Consider the following 17,086-nt stretch of genomic DNA (forward strand, 5'->3'; position numbering starts at 1 on the left):
TGTTATCATAACGTAAAGCATAAGACCCATGCAAGAAAATTATTTGGCAAAATGGTTGAGCGGAGAGCTCTCAGAGCAGGAGCTTCGGGAATTTGAAGCTTCTGAAGCATATGCTTCCTTTCAAAAACTGAAGGAAGCTTCCAGCGGTTTGCAGGCTCCCGATTTTGATGTGGACCAAGCCTTGCTCCGATTTAAGGAAGAGCACATGGCCGAGGCACCCAAGGTCATTTCCTTGAATCCCTTCAGGAAATTCCTCCGGGTGGCTGCCGTTATTGCTGTACTACTTACCGGTTCCTACTTTTATATCAACTCCTTGAACGAAAAGGTCACTACTGGTTTTGCCGAACGTTCCGAGGTTATCCTTCCCGACAATTCCGAACTGTTTTTGAATGCGGATTCGCGTATTTCCTACAGCGAAAAGAATTGGGATAATCAAAGAAACATCAAATTGGATGGGGAAGCCTTTTTTAAGGTGGCTAAAGGAAAAAAATTCACAGTTTCCACGGAACAGGGCACCGTAACCGTGTTGGGAACCCAATTCAACGTAGAAAACAGGAAAGGAATCTTTGAGGTGACCTGTTATGAGGGCTTGGTAAGTGTTACCCACAATGGCAAAGAAATAAAGTTGCCTGCTGGTAACTCCTATGTGGTCATCAATGGAAAGCAAGTTACAGGAACTCCCGAAGGAACCCAACCTTCTTGGATGAACAACGAAAGTAGCTTTGAAAGTATTCCCCTGAAATATGTATTTGCCGAGTTGGAAAGGCAATTTGATGTGAAGGTCAACACGGAAAACATCAATACCGATTTACTATTTACCGGATCTTTCAACAACACCGACCTGAATATGGCGTTAAAAAGTATAAGTACCCCCTCCCAAACTCGTTATAAGGTAGAAGGAGACAATGTACTTTTTTATGCTGGGAACACACCTCAATAAAAATATAGGCACCATACTGGTTTTCCTGTTTTTAATGGGCGACATTTGCTTGCAGGCCCAGGAAAAACAAGAACCCTCCGTTTCCCTTATTTCGTACATTCAAACCTTGGAGGACCGTTTTGATATTAAATTTTCCTACTTGAACGAAGATTTGGAAGGCTATACCATCCAGATTCCCGAAAACCTCAGTTCCCTTACTGATATTCTAACATATATTCAGGATAAATTCCGGATCATCCCCGAAAAATTGAATGATCGTTACTACGCCCTTTCCAAAAATAATCGGGTCAATCTTTGTGGTGTGGTACTGGATAATTTTGCTGAAAATACCGTCATAGGTGCCACGGTGGAGGTGATGGGCTTCAATGTCGCCATTGTTACCGATTCCGATGGCTCATTCCGTTTGGAAAACGTATCCCGCGATGCTTCCCTAAGGATTCGATACTTGGGCTATGATACCAAATACATCAATGTTGAAGCGCTCATCCAGCAAGGGGGATGCCCTAAAATCCTATTGGCACCGCGTTACGAAGAGTTAGACGAGGTATTTGTGTACAAGTATCTTACCTCTGGAATTATAAAGGAGAGTGATGCGAGCATCTCACTGAACACGGCGGAGTTTGGTATCTTGCCCGGCTTGATAGAACCGGACATCCTTCAAACCGTACAAGCGTTGCCAGGGATCAAAAGTATTGATGAGACCGTATCCGACATCAATGTCCGCGGAGGAACCAACGACCAGAACCTCGTACTGTGGAACGGCATCAAAATGTACCAATCCGGTCATTTTTTCGGGTTGATTTCAGCCTTCAATCCATATCAAACGGATATGGTGACCGTTTACAAAAACGGAACCCCTGCCATTTTTGGGGATGGGGTAAGCAGTGTGATCCAAATGGAAACCGGCAATACCGTGCCCCAAACCTTTAAAGGTGGAGGTGGCTTCAACTTGATAAGTGGTGATATTTATGTCGAAATCCCAATAACCCAAAAATTGGGGGTACAGTTCGCCGCAAGACGCTCGGCTACCGATTTTTTGAGTACTCCAACCTACAAGCAATTTATCAATAGGGCCTTTCAGGATAGTGAGATTACCTTGCAGAACAACAACACCGTAGAGGATGAGTTTATCCGTGACGAAGATTTTTTCTTTTATGATTTTTCAGGAAAGATTATTTACGACCTGAATCCAGACCATAAAGTTAGCCTCAGTGCCATCCAAATCAAAAACAACTTAAGGTTTGAAGAAACCAATGTGTCCCTCAACGAAACGAACATCAGTCTGTTGAAACAGGATAACATTTCGGTGGGTGGGCAATTGACAAGTAGCTGGACCGAAAGATTTTCCTCCCATCTCAATATCTACTATTCCAAGTATGATCTGGATGCGGAGAACATTTTTGCCAATCAAGTACAGCAATTGTTCCAGAACAACCAAGTAACGGAAAACGCACTAAAACTGGACACCAGATATCTTATCACCGATGGATGGAACTGGAGCAATGGTTACCAATATATCGAAACGGGAATTACCAATGCCACGGTTATCAACGAGCCTAATTTTATCAGCGAAATAAAAGGAGTCATACGAACCCACGCTCCCTATTCGGAACTCAACTACAGTTCACCGGGCAACAAGTTTATAGGTGGTCTCGGGGCCAGGGTCAACTTTATCGAGAACTTGAACACCTTTCAAAAAGTGATTATCGAACCCAGACTCAACCTCAATTTTAAACTGGCCAACTATCTTAGAGCAGAGGTTTTGGGTGAATTCAAAAGCCAGACCACTAACCAGATCATTGATTTGGAGCAAAACTTTTTAGGAATTGAAAAACGCAGGTGGATACTGTCCAACGACAATTCTTTGCCCGTTACCACCAGTAAGCAGGGCTCAGTTGGGTTTAATTACGAAAAAAATAACCTTTATATCGGCGTTGAAGGGTTTTACAAACATGTGGACGGCATCAGCACAAGCACCCAAGGTTTCCAAAATCCAAATCAATTTGCTGGGGAAATCGGCAGCTATGATGTAAAAGGGGTTGAATTGCTCATCAACAAAAAAGGCGACAATTACAGTACATGGTTCACCTATGCCTACAATAAAAACGATTACACTTTCGATTCCATAACACCTACAACCTTCCCCAACAATTTGGATATTCGACACACCATAACCCTTGCCAGCACCTATACCTATAAGGATTTGAAGTTAAGTATTGGACTCAATTATAGGACCGGTAAACCCTTTACGGAACCCGTTGAGGGGGATGAAGGCCTAAATGATGACTTTGTGCCGCCCCGCATCAATTTCCAGTCCCCGAACAATAGCCGTTTGCCAGACTATTTTAGGGCGGATGCCTCAGCCATTTACCATTTTCAGCTTGCTAGGAACATCAAGGCCAATGCAGGCTTATCAATCTTAAATTTTACGGACCGAAGAAATACCCTGAACAAGTATTATCGGGTGAATGAGGACGATGAAATCGAAACCATTGAAAATTTTTCATTGGGTATTACTCCCAACATCAGTTTCAGGGTGAGCTTTTAGGTACTCCTCAATTTTCGTCATCACCAACACATGGGGAACCGTAATCGAGGCCAAAAAGCAAATCAAACCAGGGACCAAAATTTCCTCAGTGTTCCTTAATAAAAGGTATAAGATTAAAGTTCCTAGCAAAGAAGCCAACCAATAGAGGTAGCTGCTCTTGAAATAACGGTAGAACGATTTCCAGCTCACTTCCCCATAAAGAAACTTCATCTGATCCATTAAAGAGGGAATACTGTGCCAAACCACAAAATAGATGCAAAAGGCCAGCAACAACGAAGCGGTATTGAAAACAACATAAAAAACTGCCAATAGGAACAGCTCCAGCAAAATGGAATAGGTCCTTAACCTGGCATAGGCGAAATACAGGAAAAACAAGCCAACCCCTATCCCCATTCCGAGAAATAGTTGACCAATTACCCGCGAGGGAACATCCTGTCCGGTAATATCCAATACTATCTGGGCCACTTGTTCGCGGTGCGCATGGAACAGCATAAATAAAATCAGGCCACCATAAAGTAGATAAAACAACGGCTTACCTTTAAAGTCTCCGGCCAAGGTGGTATTCCAATGCTGTTCCCCAAAATGATAGCTGCTAAACAGGATAAAGAGCATTAGGGCAATGGTGGGGAAAAAATAAAATACGGCGCAGATGGATGCTATCATTATAATATAAAGCATGGTCATGCCCGTTTGTGGGATATTGGCCCCTCTTTTTTGAAAATAGCTGGTCAGTATACCAATGTCATTTGCACCATGCAATATCCCAAAGGTGCCAATAAGCAAAAAGGACAACAGCAGCTCCAATTCCAAGGGTAAATATACCGATAGCCATAATCCAAAAAAGGTAGCTACCAGCAAAAAACTTGTTATTCTGATAATATCCAATACTCTTTGTTTAATTATTCATAAAAAAAGTTATACAAAAATATAAATATATTGTTTAATTTTTTATACTTTTAGTTAAACAAAAAAATAATTGTATTATGGAAAGTTTAATTACTTCGTTACCCATGGTGGCTAAAATTGCTACCAACGATTACGTTGGCTTCACCTTCTTTGTTGGGTGTATGGCCATGATGGCCGCGTCGGCCTTTTTCTTTTTATCAATGAACAGTTTTGACCGTAAATGGAGAACTTCCATTTTAGTATCCGGATTGATTACGTTCATTGCTGCAGTGCACTATTGGTACATGCGTGATTATTGGGCAGCCAATGGTGAATCGCCCACCTTTTTCCGTTATGTGGACTGGATTCTGACAGTTCCCCTAATGTGCGTTGAGTTTTATTTGATCCTAAAAGTAGCCGGAGCCAAAAAAGCATTGATGTGGAAATTGATCGCTCTTTCGGTAATCATGCTGGTTACAGGTTACCTAGGAGAGACCGTTTACCGTGACCAAGCACAGATTTGGGGTCTTATTTCCGGTATCGCTTACTTTGTAATCGTTTATGAAATTTGGCTGGGAGGCGCCAACAAATTGGCAAGAGAAGCTGGTGGAGCCGTACTTTCCGCCCACAGAACACTGTGCTGGTTCGTATTGGTAGGTTGGGCCATTTATCCGATTGGTTACATGGCAGGTACTCCAGGATGGTACGATGGGATTTTCAATGGACTATCCATGGATGTTATCTACAACATCGGAGATGCCATTAACAAAATTGGGTTTGGTCTTGTAGTTTATAATTTGGCGGTGATTGCCAACGAAAAGGCTTAATCCGATATCATTTTACTTAAACTTAGAAGAAATGGCCATGCAAAACATGGCCATTTTTTTACATTCTTTCGGGAACGTCAATCCCCAATAATCGGAACGCGGATTGAATCACCTCCCCTACTTTTTTGGAGAGCTGAACCCGGAAATTCTTCTTCTGCTCGTCCGTTTCGCCCAAAATGGAAACCTGCTGGTAAAACGAGTTGAACTCTTTCACCAAATCATACGTGAAATTGGCAATCAAAGCTGGACTAAAATTTTCAGCGGCCAGCTGCACCGTTTCAGGGAACAATTGCAGCTGTTTCAATAGTTCCTTTTCCTTTTCGTGCAAGTCCATTGAGGTCTCGACCGCGCTCGACCCGACACCTTCTGCTTTGCGCAAAATAGATTGAATTCTGGCGTATGTATACTGAATAAACGGGCCGGTATTCCCTTGGAAATCCACCGATTCTTCAGGGTTGAAAAGAATCCGTTTTTTGGGATCCACCTTTAAGATGTAGTATTTAAGGGCACCCAAACCTATGGTTCGGTATAACTCTTTTTTCTCCGTTTCGGAATATCCGTCCAACTTGCCCAGTTCTTGGGAAATGGATTCCGCAGTATCCTCCATATTTTTTATGAGGTCGTCCGCATCCACTACGGTACCTTCCCTACTCTTCATCTTACCGCTGGGCAAATCTACCATACCATAACTCAAGTGGTACAATTGCTCCGCCCACGAATACCCTAGCTTTTTTAAGATTAGGAACAACACCTTAAAATGGTAATCTTGCTCATTGCCCACGGTGTACACCATACCATTGATGTCAGGGAAATCGGTCACCCGCTGAATCGCGGTACCAATATCCTGTGTCATGTACACTGCGGTACCATCGGAACGTAGTACAATTTTCTCGTCCAAACCTTCATCGGTGAGGTCTATCCAAACACTGCCATCCTCCTTTTTAAAGAAAACACCTCGTTCCAGGCCATCTTTTACCACATCACGACCCAATAAATAGGTATCGCTTTCGTAATAGAGCGTATCAAAATCAACACCCAAATTTTTGTAGGTAGTGGCAAAACCATCGTACACCCAACCGTTCATTTTTTTCCAAAGGGAAACTACGCTCTCATCGCCCGCTTCCCATTTTCGGAGCATTTCCTGTGCCTCCAACAAAATGGGGGCTTCTTTTTCGGCCTGCTCCTTTGGTGTCCCAGCATCGACAAGTTGAGCTATTTCCTCTTTGTAGGCCTTATCAAAAGCCACATAATATTTTCCCACCAAATGGTCGCCCTTAAGACCCGAAGATTCCGGTGTTTCGCCATCGCCAAACTTCTGCCAGGCCAACATACTCTTGCAGATATGGATGCCTCGATCGTTGATGATCTGGGTCTTGTATACTTTCTTACCCGAGGCCTTTAATATTTCGGCTACCGAATAGCCCAATAAATTGTTTCGGATATGCCCTAAGTGCAATGGTTTATTGGTGTTGGGTGACGAATATTCCACCATCACCGCATCATCAGATTGTGATTTTACGTAGCCAAAATCTGTTTCGTTGGAAATTGAATTGAAAAAATCAAGATAGTAGCTATCCTCGATTACAATGTTCAAAAAGCCCTGCACCACATTGCATTTGGACACTTCATCCACATTGGCTTCCAAATATTTCCCGATTTCGGTCCCAATTTGAACCGGATTACCTTTTACGTGCCGTAACATAGGAAACACCACCACTGTAATATCCCCCTCAAAATCCTTTCGGGTTGGTTGAAATTCCACCGTGGGCAGCTCAACTTGATATAGTTGTTTTACCGCCTCGATCACTTTTTGGGTCAAATCGTTCTGCAAACTCATCTCATAGGCTTTTCAGGGCGCAAAACTACGTATTTTTTGGGCTTTTCATGCTATTTGGATTGGCGTTGCCTATTTAAAAATTGTATTTTTAAAAAAACATGCTATGGAACATTTGCATCGAGCAGCTCCGGTTTTGGCTTCGTTGGACATTCCAAAAACCGTTGCTTTTTACAAGGAAAAAATGGGGTTCGACAAATCAGGCTGGGTGGATGAAAACTATGCCGTGATAGGTCGTGATCAAGTAGAAATCCATTTTTGGAAATGTGACGACAAAATCTTTCCCGAAAATACCAGTTGTTACATCTACGTTAGGAATGTTGATTCGCTTTACAAAGAACTGCAAGAAGCCGAAGTAATCCATCCCAACGGACCATTGGAGGACAAACCTTGGGGCGTACGCGAGTTTTCGGTGCTAGACAACGACGGTAACCTGATCAGGTTCGGTCAAAATCTTTAAATATGCTATTGAACGTATCCTACAACGATAAGAAAATCACCAAAAAAATAGACGAAGCCGTTGGCAAGCCCATTCCTATAAGGGAGCGCTTTGCCATGGGCGGTATCGGTTCCCCAAAATTGTTCATTACCGAAGCAAGTCTGGATATCTACAATCTGCTCATTTTGGACAGCAATACCAACTCTTGCAACGTTGAGCTACGTCCCAATGGCATCATTGTGCGGTTTCGATCGCGCTTGGAAACCTACGGGCTCATCATCCCCTATTACAAATTGAACGTATATAAAGGCGACATGGCCATTTACTCTATTTACATGGACCAATACTTCATCAAAGTGCGGTCTGATACCAAAGCCGTTCAAAAATTCTTTAAAAAACTACTGGACTACCGAGCGGACAACCTACCCACCAATATCGAAGATTTATGAGAATATTGTTGACCGGGGCCAATGGCTATATCGGAATGCGGCTATTGCCCAAGCTTTTGGATATGGGGCACGAGGTCATTTGTGCCGTACGCGATGAAAAACGGCTTTCGGTAGATGCCAAGGTGCGTTCCCAAATAGAGGTTGTTGAAATTGATTTTTTGGAAGACCCGGCAAACCAAAACATCCCAAAGAACATTGATGCCGCCTACTATCTGATACATTCCATGACCTCCTCCGTATCAGATTTTGATAAAAAAGAGGCCCAAGCGGCGAAAAACTTCAATACCTTATTGGAAGGTACGCAATGCAAACAGGTGATTTACCTGAGCGGCATTGTCAACGACAAAGAACTTTCGAAGCACTTGAGCTCGCGTAAAAACGTCGAGGAGATTCTCTATAAAGGTGATTTTGAATTGACCGTGCTTCGAGCAGGCATCATAGTTGGGTCAGGGAGTTCATCCTTCGAGATTATCCGTGATCTCTGCGAAAAACTACCAGTAATGATAACCCCCAAATGGGTGCTCACCAAAACACAACCGATTGCCATTCGGGATGTTATACAATTTCTCACAGGCGTTTTGGGCAATCAGGATACTTACGGGCAATCCTTTGATATTGGTGGGCCAGATGTGATTACATATAAAGATATGCTTCACGGATATGCCAAAGTTCGGGGCTTTAAAAATTGGATTTTTACCGTTCCCGTAATGACCCCGAAGTTATCGTCCTATTGGCTGTATTTTGTGACCTCTACCTCCTACAAATTGGCCGTTAACCTTGTGGATAGCATGAAGATGGAAGTCGTTGCCGAGGATAATCGTTTGCAGCAAATGCTGGGCCTGGAAACCCACAGTTACGAAGAAGCCATTGATATGGCCTTCAAAAAAATAGAGCAAAACCTTGTCATTAGCAGTTGGAAGGATAGCATTGCCAGCGGACAGATTCAGGAAGACCTCGAAAAATATATCCAAGTACCCAAATATGGGGTCTTGCAAGACAAGAAGTCGGTTCCCATCAAGGATGAGCAGGCCGTTTTGGAAAACATTTGGCGCATTGGCGGGGAAACGGGTTGGTATTATGGCAACTGGCTCTGGAAGTTCCGTGGGTTTTTGGACAAATTGGTGGGCGGTCCCGGACTGAGAAGGGGACGCACCCATCCAGACCGAATTTTCCCCGGTGACGCATTGGATTTTTGGCGGGTGTTATTGGCCGATAAAAAATCAAAACGGTTGCTACTTTTCGCCGAAATGAAAACGCCTGGAGAAGCTTGGTTGGAGTTCAAGATTGCCGATGGCAAGCTGTATCAAACCGCCACCTTTCGTCCTAGAGGGTTATGGGGCAGATTGTACTGGTATTCCGTATTGCCGTTCCACCTCTTTATTTTCGGGAACATGATCAAGAATATTGCAAAAGTGTAAGATTTCTTTTTTTATTGAATATGTCAACAGCTGTCACATCGAGCGCAGTCAAGATGTTTTCATTTGTTGGTCATCATTTCTTGGCATGAGATTTCTCGCCTGCCTACTTGTCGCTGACGAACGTTCGAAATGACAATGGCCCTCTAACTCCCGACTCCAATGCTGTTAAAATACTATTAAGCCCAATCGGGAAATGCTTTTTTCTTCGCACTTTGTCACAAAATTGGTCCAAGTTCGTCTAACCGTAGGCAACCTTTTGCCCCCAAAAAGGTGTCTTATCATTGAAACCCAAAGAGCAAACATGTCAATTTCAAAGTCATTTTTCATCAGATGTATAGTTGTATTGCTAGGTGTCCCGCTTTCCGCACAGACCATAAGTTCCCGTTTGATCGATGCCAAGACCCAAAAAGGAATTCCCTACGCTACGGTGCAATATGGTGAGCAACTCGGTGTAATCACCAACGAGGAAGGCCGTTTTAGTTTTGTTTTGGAAGAAGCTACGCTCGATTCCATTTACATCACTTCCATGGGATACGGCAAAAAGGGATTCACCTTGGAAAAGTTGCAGGACACTTTGCTTCAGCTTGACCCCAAAGCCATTGAGCTTAGCGGGGTTTATGTTTTTGACAAGGAACTGGAAGTGGATGATATCATTGAAAAGATGATTGAAAACATCCCTAAAAATGTAAACAAAACTCCCGTAAAACAGCGATTTTTTCTTCGCAAGGCTGAATTGGCCAACATGGAGAAAGTCGATTTTGGGTTTGAAAAATCTTCCATAAAAGAGCTGAACAAGGAATTGATGGATAGCATATCGCACAGCATACCCAAAAATGCTTCGCACTATACCGAGAGTTTTGGCGACCTCTACAAACACAATACGGACTACAAAGTTGACATCATCAAAGCCGCCGATTTGTACGATAAACGAGAGGTAGGCTCTTTCGAGGATCTGGCCGAACACATGGAGGACATCTTTGTTCAAAACGTAAAACAGGGGTCCTATCTCAAAATAAAGTCGGGCATTTTTAGTGAAAAAATCCAAGTGGATTCCATTTTGGATACCATGGACGATGAACGCATCGACCAAATGAAAAAGGTAAAGGCCCAAATGGAAAAAGACAGTGTTTCGGGGCTCGTGGATAGTCAACGCTGGCAGTTCAAGGAGCTTCTAGGGCAACTCTATTTCCAAGAGGACACCAAATTGGACCTTGTGGACAAGACTCGACGTTACGATTTTAAACTTTCCGGTTATGCCGAAATGGGCGATGCAGGGGTTTACGTGGTGGATTTTTGGCCCAGACGGAGCAGTGCCGATTTTAAAGGTCGCCTCTTCATCAACATTGAGGATTTTGCCGTGATTCGAATGGATTTTACAAATACCCAACGCCTGCGCAACTTTAGATTGTTGGGTATTACCTATCGGGAAAACGTGTACAAGGGAACCATGCGCTTTGCCAAATTGCCCAATGGCCGGTACGATCTCCAGTTTATGGAATTGGCCGATGGTAAATATTTTGGTGTGGACCGGCCCCTAAAAGTCGTAGAAAAAAACAAGCACGTAAAGGGGCGCCGCAAACAGAACGAACTCAAACTGAACATTGACTTTCGGATGAACATCACTTCCAAGTGGGAATTGGTGGTGTTCAACCAAAACGAGATTGCCCAAAACGACTTTAACAACTTTACCGAGGACAAGACCGTTCGTGCCACCTATATGCCCCGCTACGATCCCAAGTTTTGGGAAGGCTATACCATTATGGAGCCCAACCAAGCCATACGTGGGTTTACGGCGGAGGAAGAGTAGAAACCCTATCCATCCAATTATCTTTAAGGTAATTAAAATGAGTTTACACCTGTTAAACCTGGTTAAAGGCCTTATTTGTGTCCGGTTCAATACATTTTAATCAACTTTAACATTTTTTAATTACGTTTATTTCGTTTATTTCGTTTGTTTTGTAGAGTAGAAAACTATAAAGCGTCATGGAAACCTTTCAAAACATCAATAAACCCTCAAAGGATGAGCAAAAAGTTGCACTCAAATCCTATGATGCTTTGGCATCGATAATCAAGCAACTAAAATCTAACAATCCCGAAATTGAGATTGAGGAAACCCAGGATCGTATTAAGATTCCTTTGAGCGCATTAAAGCTATTGGGTGATATTCTTGAGGCAATGAGTAAAGGAAAACCATTTTCCCTAGTACCTATTGCAACCGAGGTAACCACTCAAAAAGCCGCTGAGATATTAGGTTGTTCCAGACCTCACTTTGTCAAGTTATTGGAAAGCGGAGAAATAGAGTTTGTTAAAATCGGTAAACATCGAAGGGTCAAGTTCGAAGATGTGTTAAAATATAAAAGGAAAATGAAAGCGGCCCAGAAAAAACACATTATCGACATTATGAAATCTGACGAAGAAACAGGATTGTATGATTCATAGCGTACGTTTCATCTGTGTATTGGACACGAATGTGATTTATCCAATCGAAATTCGTGACTTACTTTTTTGGTTCGCCCACTATGACCTATACACCCCAAAGTGGAGCGAACACATTTTTGATGAATGGGCAAGAGTGATGGAGCGTAAAGGGGTCTCACCAAACGAAGCAAAGAAAAGAGTGGAAAAGGCAAATTTGGCTTTTCCGGATGCATTGGTCAACAATTACTCCGGATTGATTCCTGGCTTAAATTTACCCGATCCAAAAGATTGCCATGTTTTGGCTGCGGCGATCAAAACCAATGCAAATATTATAGTAACGAACAATATAAAGGATTTCCCTAAAGACTATCTTTCTTCTTTTGGGTTAACAGCCAAAACTGCAGACGATTTCTTAACAGATATTATTGACCTCAATCCCGAAGAGGCCATAAAAGCATTTCAAGAAATGGTCCTCTACCGCAGAAATCCAGATTTGGATGAGTATCAGGTACTCGATATGCTCAGAAAACAAGGCTTAACCGATACCGCCAATTTTCTGCATTCCCAACTCTAATTCTGATTGTTTTTTATACACTATTGGTTTCCAAACCGCAGATTTCCGCTAAAGGAATATTCAAGGCTTGGTTGATAAAATAAAGGAAATGATATTGGTTTTGATAATTCTCCCTTAAACTTATACCTGTTACCCCTATTGTTGTCAAATATGACATGCACCCACTTCCTCAAAACACCTTTCTTTGTCCTGATATGGACAAAGATGAAACTTTTAGTGATTGGATTATAGATAATTACGGTAGTCCAGAACAGCTATCCCAAATTTTGGAGCTGGGGATGTTTATGTTGTTCTTTTTAGAAGTGGATACATTCTCCAGAAGGGAGATACAGGATGTAGCTGAAGCCATGCGATCCATTTCGATTAGATTAAGGAACCAAGGATCAATTGAGCTTACTAAATGAAACTAGATAGTTGAGATTAAATTCGCCAAAAATCGTCAATTCGAGTGGCGAGCCATGGCGAGCTGTATCGAGAATCGATTTTTGAAAACAGGCAAAGGTCTCGATACATTCCAAACTCTATTTGGAAAACTCTACCTGACAGCTAAAAAACCTTCACACGCAGGGTTTCAGGGTGATTGAACGTCATTTCGAAATGAGATGCACAGCATCGATTGAGAAATCTCATTAATTCTCAGATTTCTCACATCCGTTCGAAATGACCAAAAAGTATCTCGGGAAATTTATGCAATTCCTGCCTGCGGTAGCCAAGGCGTATAAAGTAATGGGATACTGAAACAAGTTCAGCATGACTTAACTTACGCCTTAGGCAAAAACACCTCCGCCATCATACATCGAGCACTACCACCTCCACAGGTTTCGATAGTATCCAAAGGACTGTGGATAATGCCGCAATGCTTTTCAATGGTTTTGATCTGCGCATCCGATAAACTGTTGTACGCTTGGGTGCTCATCACCATAAAACGTTGGTCGTTGGCACCGATTACCTGCAACATATTGCCCGCAAAGTGGCACATTTGATCCTCCGTAATCCTAATGACTTCCTTACCGTCCATTTTGAGGTGATCCACCACATTCTTTCGTTCCTTTTTGTCATCGATGGAATCCAAACAGATTATCGCAAAGGTTTCCGCCATGGCCATCATCACATTGGTGTGGTAAATGGGCAAACGCTTATCCTCCACAGTTTGGTTGGCGTGAAAGATGACAGGAAAGCAATCAAAATCCTCGCAGAACTCGATAAAAAGGTCCTCATTGGCACGTTCGGAAAGGGCACAGTAGGCCTTTTGGTGCACCCGGTCCATTAAAATGCTTCCGGTGCCTTCCAAGAATACACCTTCGTCTTCGGCGGCCGTGTAGTCCATAATATTATCGATTTGGAAACCGTTGTCCTCCAGCAATTCAAATATGTCCTCCCGACGCTCCTTCCTTCGGTTCTCTGCAAACATAGGGTACACGCATACGGTCCCGTTTTGATGAAACGACACCCAGTTGTTCGGGAAAATGGAATCAGGGGTATCCCGCTCCAAATTGTCGCTAATGGTAATCACATGTACACCATGCTCCCGAAGAACCTTTACAAATTGGTCGAATTCATCCTGTGCCTTTTTGTTGATTTCGGCATTCTTTAAATGGGGATCCTCCTGAAAATAGTTATTTACGGCAGTCTGCTCGTTCATTCTAAAATTCACGGGGCGTACCATTAAAATGGTATTGGTAATCTGTTTTTTCAAGACGTTGACTTTTTTTGATGATTCCTGTGGCAGCAGAAAATTGGGTTAAGATTTATGCTCTGATCAATGGCATAGTACTGCAACGCAGCAAGCCTTCTTGTTTGGCAATTTCGGCATAGGGTATTTCCTCTACGGTAAATCCTTGGTCACGGAGCCAGTTGTTAAGCCTTGTAAAGCTTTTTTCGGATACTACCACTTCGGGTGAAATGGAAAACACATTGCTGAACATTTGATACATTTCTTCCTTATCGATTTCAAAAATGTTTTCAGGACCGAAGTAATCGACCAAATACTGATATTCTTCCTCTACCAAGAAACCATTTTTATGAAGAATGGCCTTGTTGGTACCCACAGGTTGAAAACAACAGTCCAGATGGAGTGCATTTTCCCTGGGGTCGGTATTGGATTTACGAAGCTCAAAGGATTTTACCGTTTTGTGCGGAAACATTTCACGGATAAACTCTACCGCTGCTTGATTGGTCCGGGCTGTAATATAGCTGGCGTAATCAGGTTGAGTGTATGTCCCGATAAAAATATGGTCGTTCCATGGCATAACATCGCCACCTTCAATATGAACCTCCTCGGGGGGACGTACGATTTTCTCCGGTGCTATCATATCCAAAACCTCATGAATGGCCTCGAATTCCCTTTCCCTATCAGGCAAAATATTGGCATGTAACAATTTATCCTCGATAACAAAGGCAATATCACGGGTAAATATCTGATTGCAGTCTTGTAGCACCTCTGGACGGTACACCTTTACCCCATACTTTTGGAATACGTTTGCAAAGGCATCCATTTCCTTGATCATATCGGCCTCTTTTGGGTAGGTACCTGCCTTGATGTGCTCAATGGATTTAGGGTCGTAAGCTTCCTCAATAGTGGGCACGGGGCCATTGCTCTCAGCTGTGCCCAAGATTACGGCCTTTAATCTACTGGTTTCATCTACTATGTTCAAATCCAACATATTGGGGTCTTTTAAAGTCGAAACTATCGACATTTGCGATTTGGGATGATATCCCTAACAATTCTGTGGCAAATCTAGTGTTTTACAACAATTTTACCATTGCTACATTACAGAAAATACATTGATTTATTAACCTTTTTAAACGTAAAACAAGGGAATGTAATCTTAAGGGAAATTCGTGTTATCCAAATAGTTAAAATACGCTTGTTTATCAAAAAACTGACAAATATCAGTTTGATGATATCTTTTAATTACTACTTTTGAAATAAGATTTTTCCTACTTATGAAAAAATTAGTACTTACATTTGTTTTGTTGGCGAGTGTGTTTATTGTAATGGGCAGCATTAATGCCATTTCAAATATGGAGCATTTTAATTTTATCTCCAAAACTGGCCCAAAAGCTCCCATCGAATCGGTTTACTCCGTAAAATATGATGATTGCATTACAGAAGAAGACCTTCCAGAGGGTTTTGGCCTGTACACGCATCAATTGACCGATCAACATGTGGCATGGGATTACAAGAAGGTAAGTCAATCCGCTAAAAAATATGGGGCCTCCTTGGATTCCACCCTTAAAAACCTGAGCACGGTGGATGCCCATGATTTTATCCATAAAACTTTCCAAAATGCCAAAAGTGCGGTTATGGATGAAGATGTTTCACCTATCCAGAAACACTACCATTATGAAATTATGCGCATGTGCTTGGAAAGAGACAAGCACCTCAACCAAAATATGATAGGCAAGCTATAAGTTTGAGCCAAAAAAAGGGGCAAACTGCCCCTTTTCATTTTATTCGTCCCAAGTCTTACCTTTTTTCCAATGGAACAAAACTTCTAAGGTTCTCCCCAATGTAGACCTGTCTTGGTCTTCCAATGGGTTCCTTGCGCAAGCGCATTTCCCTCCATTGTGCGATCCAACCTGGCAGTCTTCCCAAAGCGAACATTACGGTGAACATTTCTGTGGGAATTCCCAAGGCACGATAAATGATTCCAGAGTAGAAATCCACGTTGGGATATAACTTTCTATCTACAAAATAGCTGTCTTCCAATGCTTCTTTTTCCAATCCTTTGGCGATGTCCAAAATCGGATCTTGGATACCTAGATTGCCCAACACTTCGTCTGCGGACCTTTTAATGATCTTGGCCCTTGGGTCAAAGTTCTTGTATACCCGGTGTCCAAAGCCCATCAAACGGAATGGATCATCCTTATCCTTGGCCTTGGCCATATATTTTTTGGTGTCGCCACCATCTGCTTCAATGGCTTCCAACATTTCAAGCACTGCTTGGTTCGCTCCACCATGAAGTGGCCCCCAAAGTGCAGAGATACCCGCTGAAAGGGATGCAAAAAGTCCTGCATGCGAAGAACCTACGATTCGCACTGTGGAAGTAGAACAGTTTTGTTCGTGGTCTGCATGAAGAATCAGCAATTTATCCAATGCATTGATGGCAATCGGGTCGCGTTTGTATTCTTGATTTGGTCTTTTGAACATCATCTTGTGGATATTCTCCACGTACCCAAGGTTATCATCCCCATAATCCAATGGAAGTCCCTTTTTCTTACGCATTGTCCAAGCCACCAATACTGGAAATTTGGCCAGAATGCGTACAATGGAATTGTACATGGCAGATTCTGAAGACACATCCACAGAGGATGGGTTGAAGGCTACCAAAGCACTGGTCAAGGAAGAAAGTACGCCCATAGGATGCGCCGATTTTGGAAAGCCATCCAATATCTTTTTCATTTCTTCGTCCACTTGGGACTCCTCCTTGATGTCACTATGGAATTTTTCGAGCTGCTCCTTATTTGGCAGTTCCCCAAATATCAAAAGATATGCTACTTCCAAAAAGTCGGCCTTTTCCGCTAAGTCTTCAATGGAATATCCGCGATACCTCAAAACTCCCTTCTCTCCGTTCAGAAAGGTAATGGCACTTTCGCAAGAACCCGTGTTCTTATAACCGGGATCAATCGTCACCATTCCTGTTTCGGCCCTCAAGGTTTTGATATCTATGGCCAATTCATCTTCAGTACCTTTAATAACGGGGAATTCATACCTTTTTCCCCCATATTCGAGTATAGCTTTATCCGACATT

Annotated in this window: 16 protein-coding genes; 11 read left to right on the top strand and 5 right to left on the bottom strand. The window is 42.6% G+C overall.

What is annotated here, in order from left to right; genetic code table 11:
- Positions 1-28: 28 nt before the first annotated feature.
- Complete coding sequence (locus ABNE31_RS16485) at positions 29-940, top strand: FecR family protein (RefSeq protein WP_293287114.1); 912 nt, start codon at positions 29-31, stop codon at positions 938-940.
- Entirely contained in the window at positions 918-3,488 is a 2,571-nt protein-coding gene (locus ABNE31_RS16490) for a carboxypeptidase-like regulatory domain-containing protein (protein WP_293287112.1), read from the top strand. Before ABNE31_RS16485 ends, ABNE31_RS16490 begins: the two co-directional genes overlap by 23 nt.
- On the opposite strand, the gene ABNE31_RS16495 is transcribed toward ABNE31_RS16490, so the two are convergent.
- Complete coding sequence (locus tag ABNE31_RS16495; RefSeq protein WP_349351891.1) at positions 3,444-4,373, bottom strand: Brp/Blh family beta-carotene 15,15'-dioxygenase; 930 nt, start codon at positions 4,371-4,373, stop codon at positions 3,444-3,446. The two genes, ABNE31_RS16490 and ABNE31_RS16495, sit on opposite strands and share 45 nt — an antisense overlap.
- A 98-nt stretch (positions 4,374-4,471) precedes the next feature.
- On the opposite strand from ABNE31_RS16495, the gene ABNE31_RS16500 reads away from it, so the two are divergent.
- Positions 4,472-5,200, top strand: a complete 729-nt coding sequence (locus ABNE31_RS16500) for a bacteriorhodopsin-like (RefSeq protein WP_179384457.1) — start codon at positions 4,472-4,474, stop codon at positions 5,198-5,200.
- 58 nt (positions 5,201-5,258) lie between these two features.
- Here ABNE31_RS16500 and argS read toward each other — a convergent pair whose 3' ends face one another.
- The gene (gene argS / locus ABNE31_RS16505) at positions 5,259-7,037 is read right to left on the bottom strand and encodes an arginine--tRNA ligase (protein ID WP_293287108.1); all 1,779 of its coding nucleotides are present in this window, start codon (positions 7,035-7,037) and stop codon (positions 5,259-5,261) included.
- Between the two features lie 103 nt (positions 7,038-7,140).
- Here argS and ABNE31_RS16510 point away from each other — a divergent pair, with 103 nt between their 5' ends.
- The 7 genes from ABNE31_RS16510 to ABNE31_RS16540 all read left to right on the top strand — a co-directional run bounded on the left by ABNE31_RS16510 (position 7,141) and on the right by ABNE31_RS16540 (position 12,736).
- Positions 7,141-7,494 (top strand): VOC family protein, encoded by a 354-nt coding sequence (locus ABNE31_RS16510; RefSeq protein ID WP_293287106.1) that lies wholly within the window; start codon positions 7,141-7,143, stop codon positions 7,492-7,494.
- 2 nt (positions 7,495-7,496) lie between these two features.
- Positions 7,497-7,922, top strand: a complete 426-nt coding sequence (locus tag ABNE31_RS16515; RefSeq protein ID WP_127140058.1) for a hypothetical protein — start codon at positions 7,497-7,499, stop codon at positions 7,920-7,922.
- Complete coding sequence (locus tag ABNE31_RS16520; protein WP_293287104.1) at positions 7,919-9,340, top strand: SDR family oxidoreductase; 1,422 nt, start codon at positions 7,919-7,921, stop codon at positions 9,338-9,340. The genes ABNE31_RS16515 and ABNE31_RS16520 overlap by 4 nt, the downstream gene beginning before the upstream one ends.
- 301 nt (positions 9,341-9,641) lie before the next feature.
- Entirely contained in the window at positions 9,642-11,147 is a 1,506-nt protein-coding gene (locus ABNE31_RS16525) for a carboxypeptidase-like regulatory domain-containing protein (protein ID WP_349351892.1), read from the top strand.
- Positions 11,148-11,323: 176 nt separating this feature from the next.
- Entirely contained in the window at positions 11,324-11,779 is a 456-nt protein-coding gene (locus ABNE31_RS16530; protein ID WP_293290652.1) for a helix-turn-helix domain-containing protein, read from the top strand.
- Positions 11,769-12,332, top strand: a complete 564-nt coding sequence (locus ABNE31_RS16535; RefSeq protein ID WP_293290650.1) for a PIN domain-containing protein — start codon at positions 11,769-11,771, stop codon at positions 12,330-12,332. Before ABNE31_RS16530 ends, ABNE31_RS16535 begins: the two co-directional genes overlap by 11 nt.
- Before the next feature lie 194 nt (positions 12,333-12,526).
- Entirely contained in the window at positions 12,527-12,736 is a 210-nt protein-coding gene (locus tag ABNE31_RS16540; RefSeq protein WP_349351893.1) for a hypothetical protein, read from the top strand.
- Positions 12,737-13,092: 356 nt separating this feature from the next.
- On the opposite strand, the gene ABNE31_RS16545 is transcribed toward ABNE31_RS16540, so the two are convergent.
- Together ABNE31_RS16545 and ABNE31_RS16550 are read right to left on the bottom strand one after the other, a co-directional pair.
- Positions 13,093-13,974, bottom strand: a complete 882-nt coding sequence (locus ABNE31_RS16545) for an arginine deiminase-related protein (protein ID WP_293290656.1) — start codon at positions 13,972-13,974, stop codon at positions 13,093-13,095.
- A gap of 106 nt (positions 13,975-14,080) precedes the next feature.
- Entirely contained in the window at positions 14,081-14,995 is a 915-nt protein-coding gene (locus ABNE31_RS16550) for an arginine deiminase family protein (RefSeq protein WP_349353058.1), read from the bottom strand.
- A gap of 283 nt (positions 14,996-15,278) precedes the next feature.
- Between ABNE31_RS16550 and ABNE31_RS16555 the strand changes: the two genes are divergently transcribed.
- A complete protein-coding gene (locus ABNE31_RS16555) occupies positions 15,279-15,746 on the top strand; it encodes a hypothetical protein (protein WP_179384463.1) in 468 nt (155 codons plus the stop codon).
- A 55-nt stretch (positions 15,747-15,801) separates the two neighbouring features.
- Here ABNE31_RS16555 and ABNE31_RS16560 read toward each other — a convergent pair whose 3' ends face one another.
- Positions 15,802-17,085: a citrate synthase gene (locus ABNE31_RS16560; protein ID WP_179384464.1), complete on the bottom strand. Its 1,284-nt coding sequence runs from the start codon at positions 17,083-17,085 to the stop codon at positions 15,802-15,804.
- Between the last annotated feature and the right edge of the window lies 1 nt (position 17,086).

It is taken from the genome of Flagellimonas sp. MMG031, assembly GCF_040112705.1.
Classification (GTDB): domain Bacteria; phylum Bacteroidota; class Bacteroidia; order Flavobacteriales; family Flavobacteriaceae; genus Flagellimonas.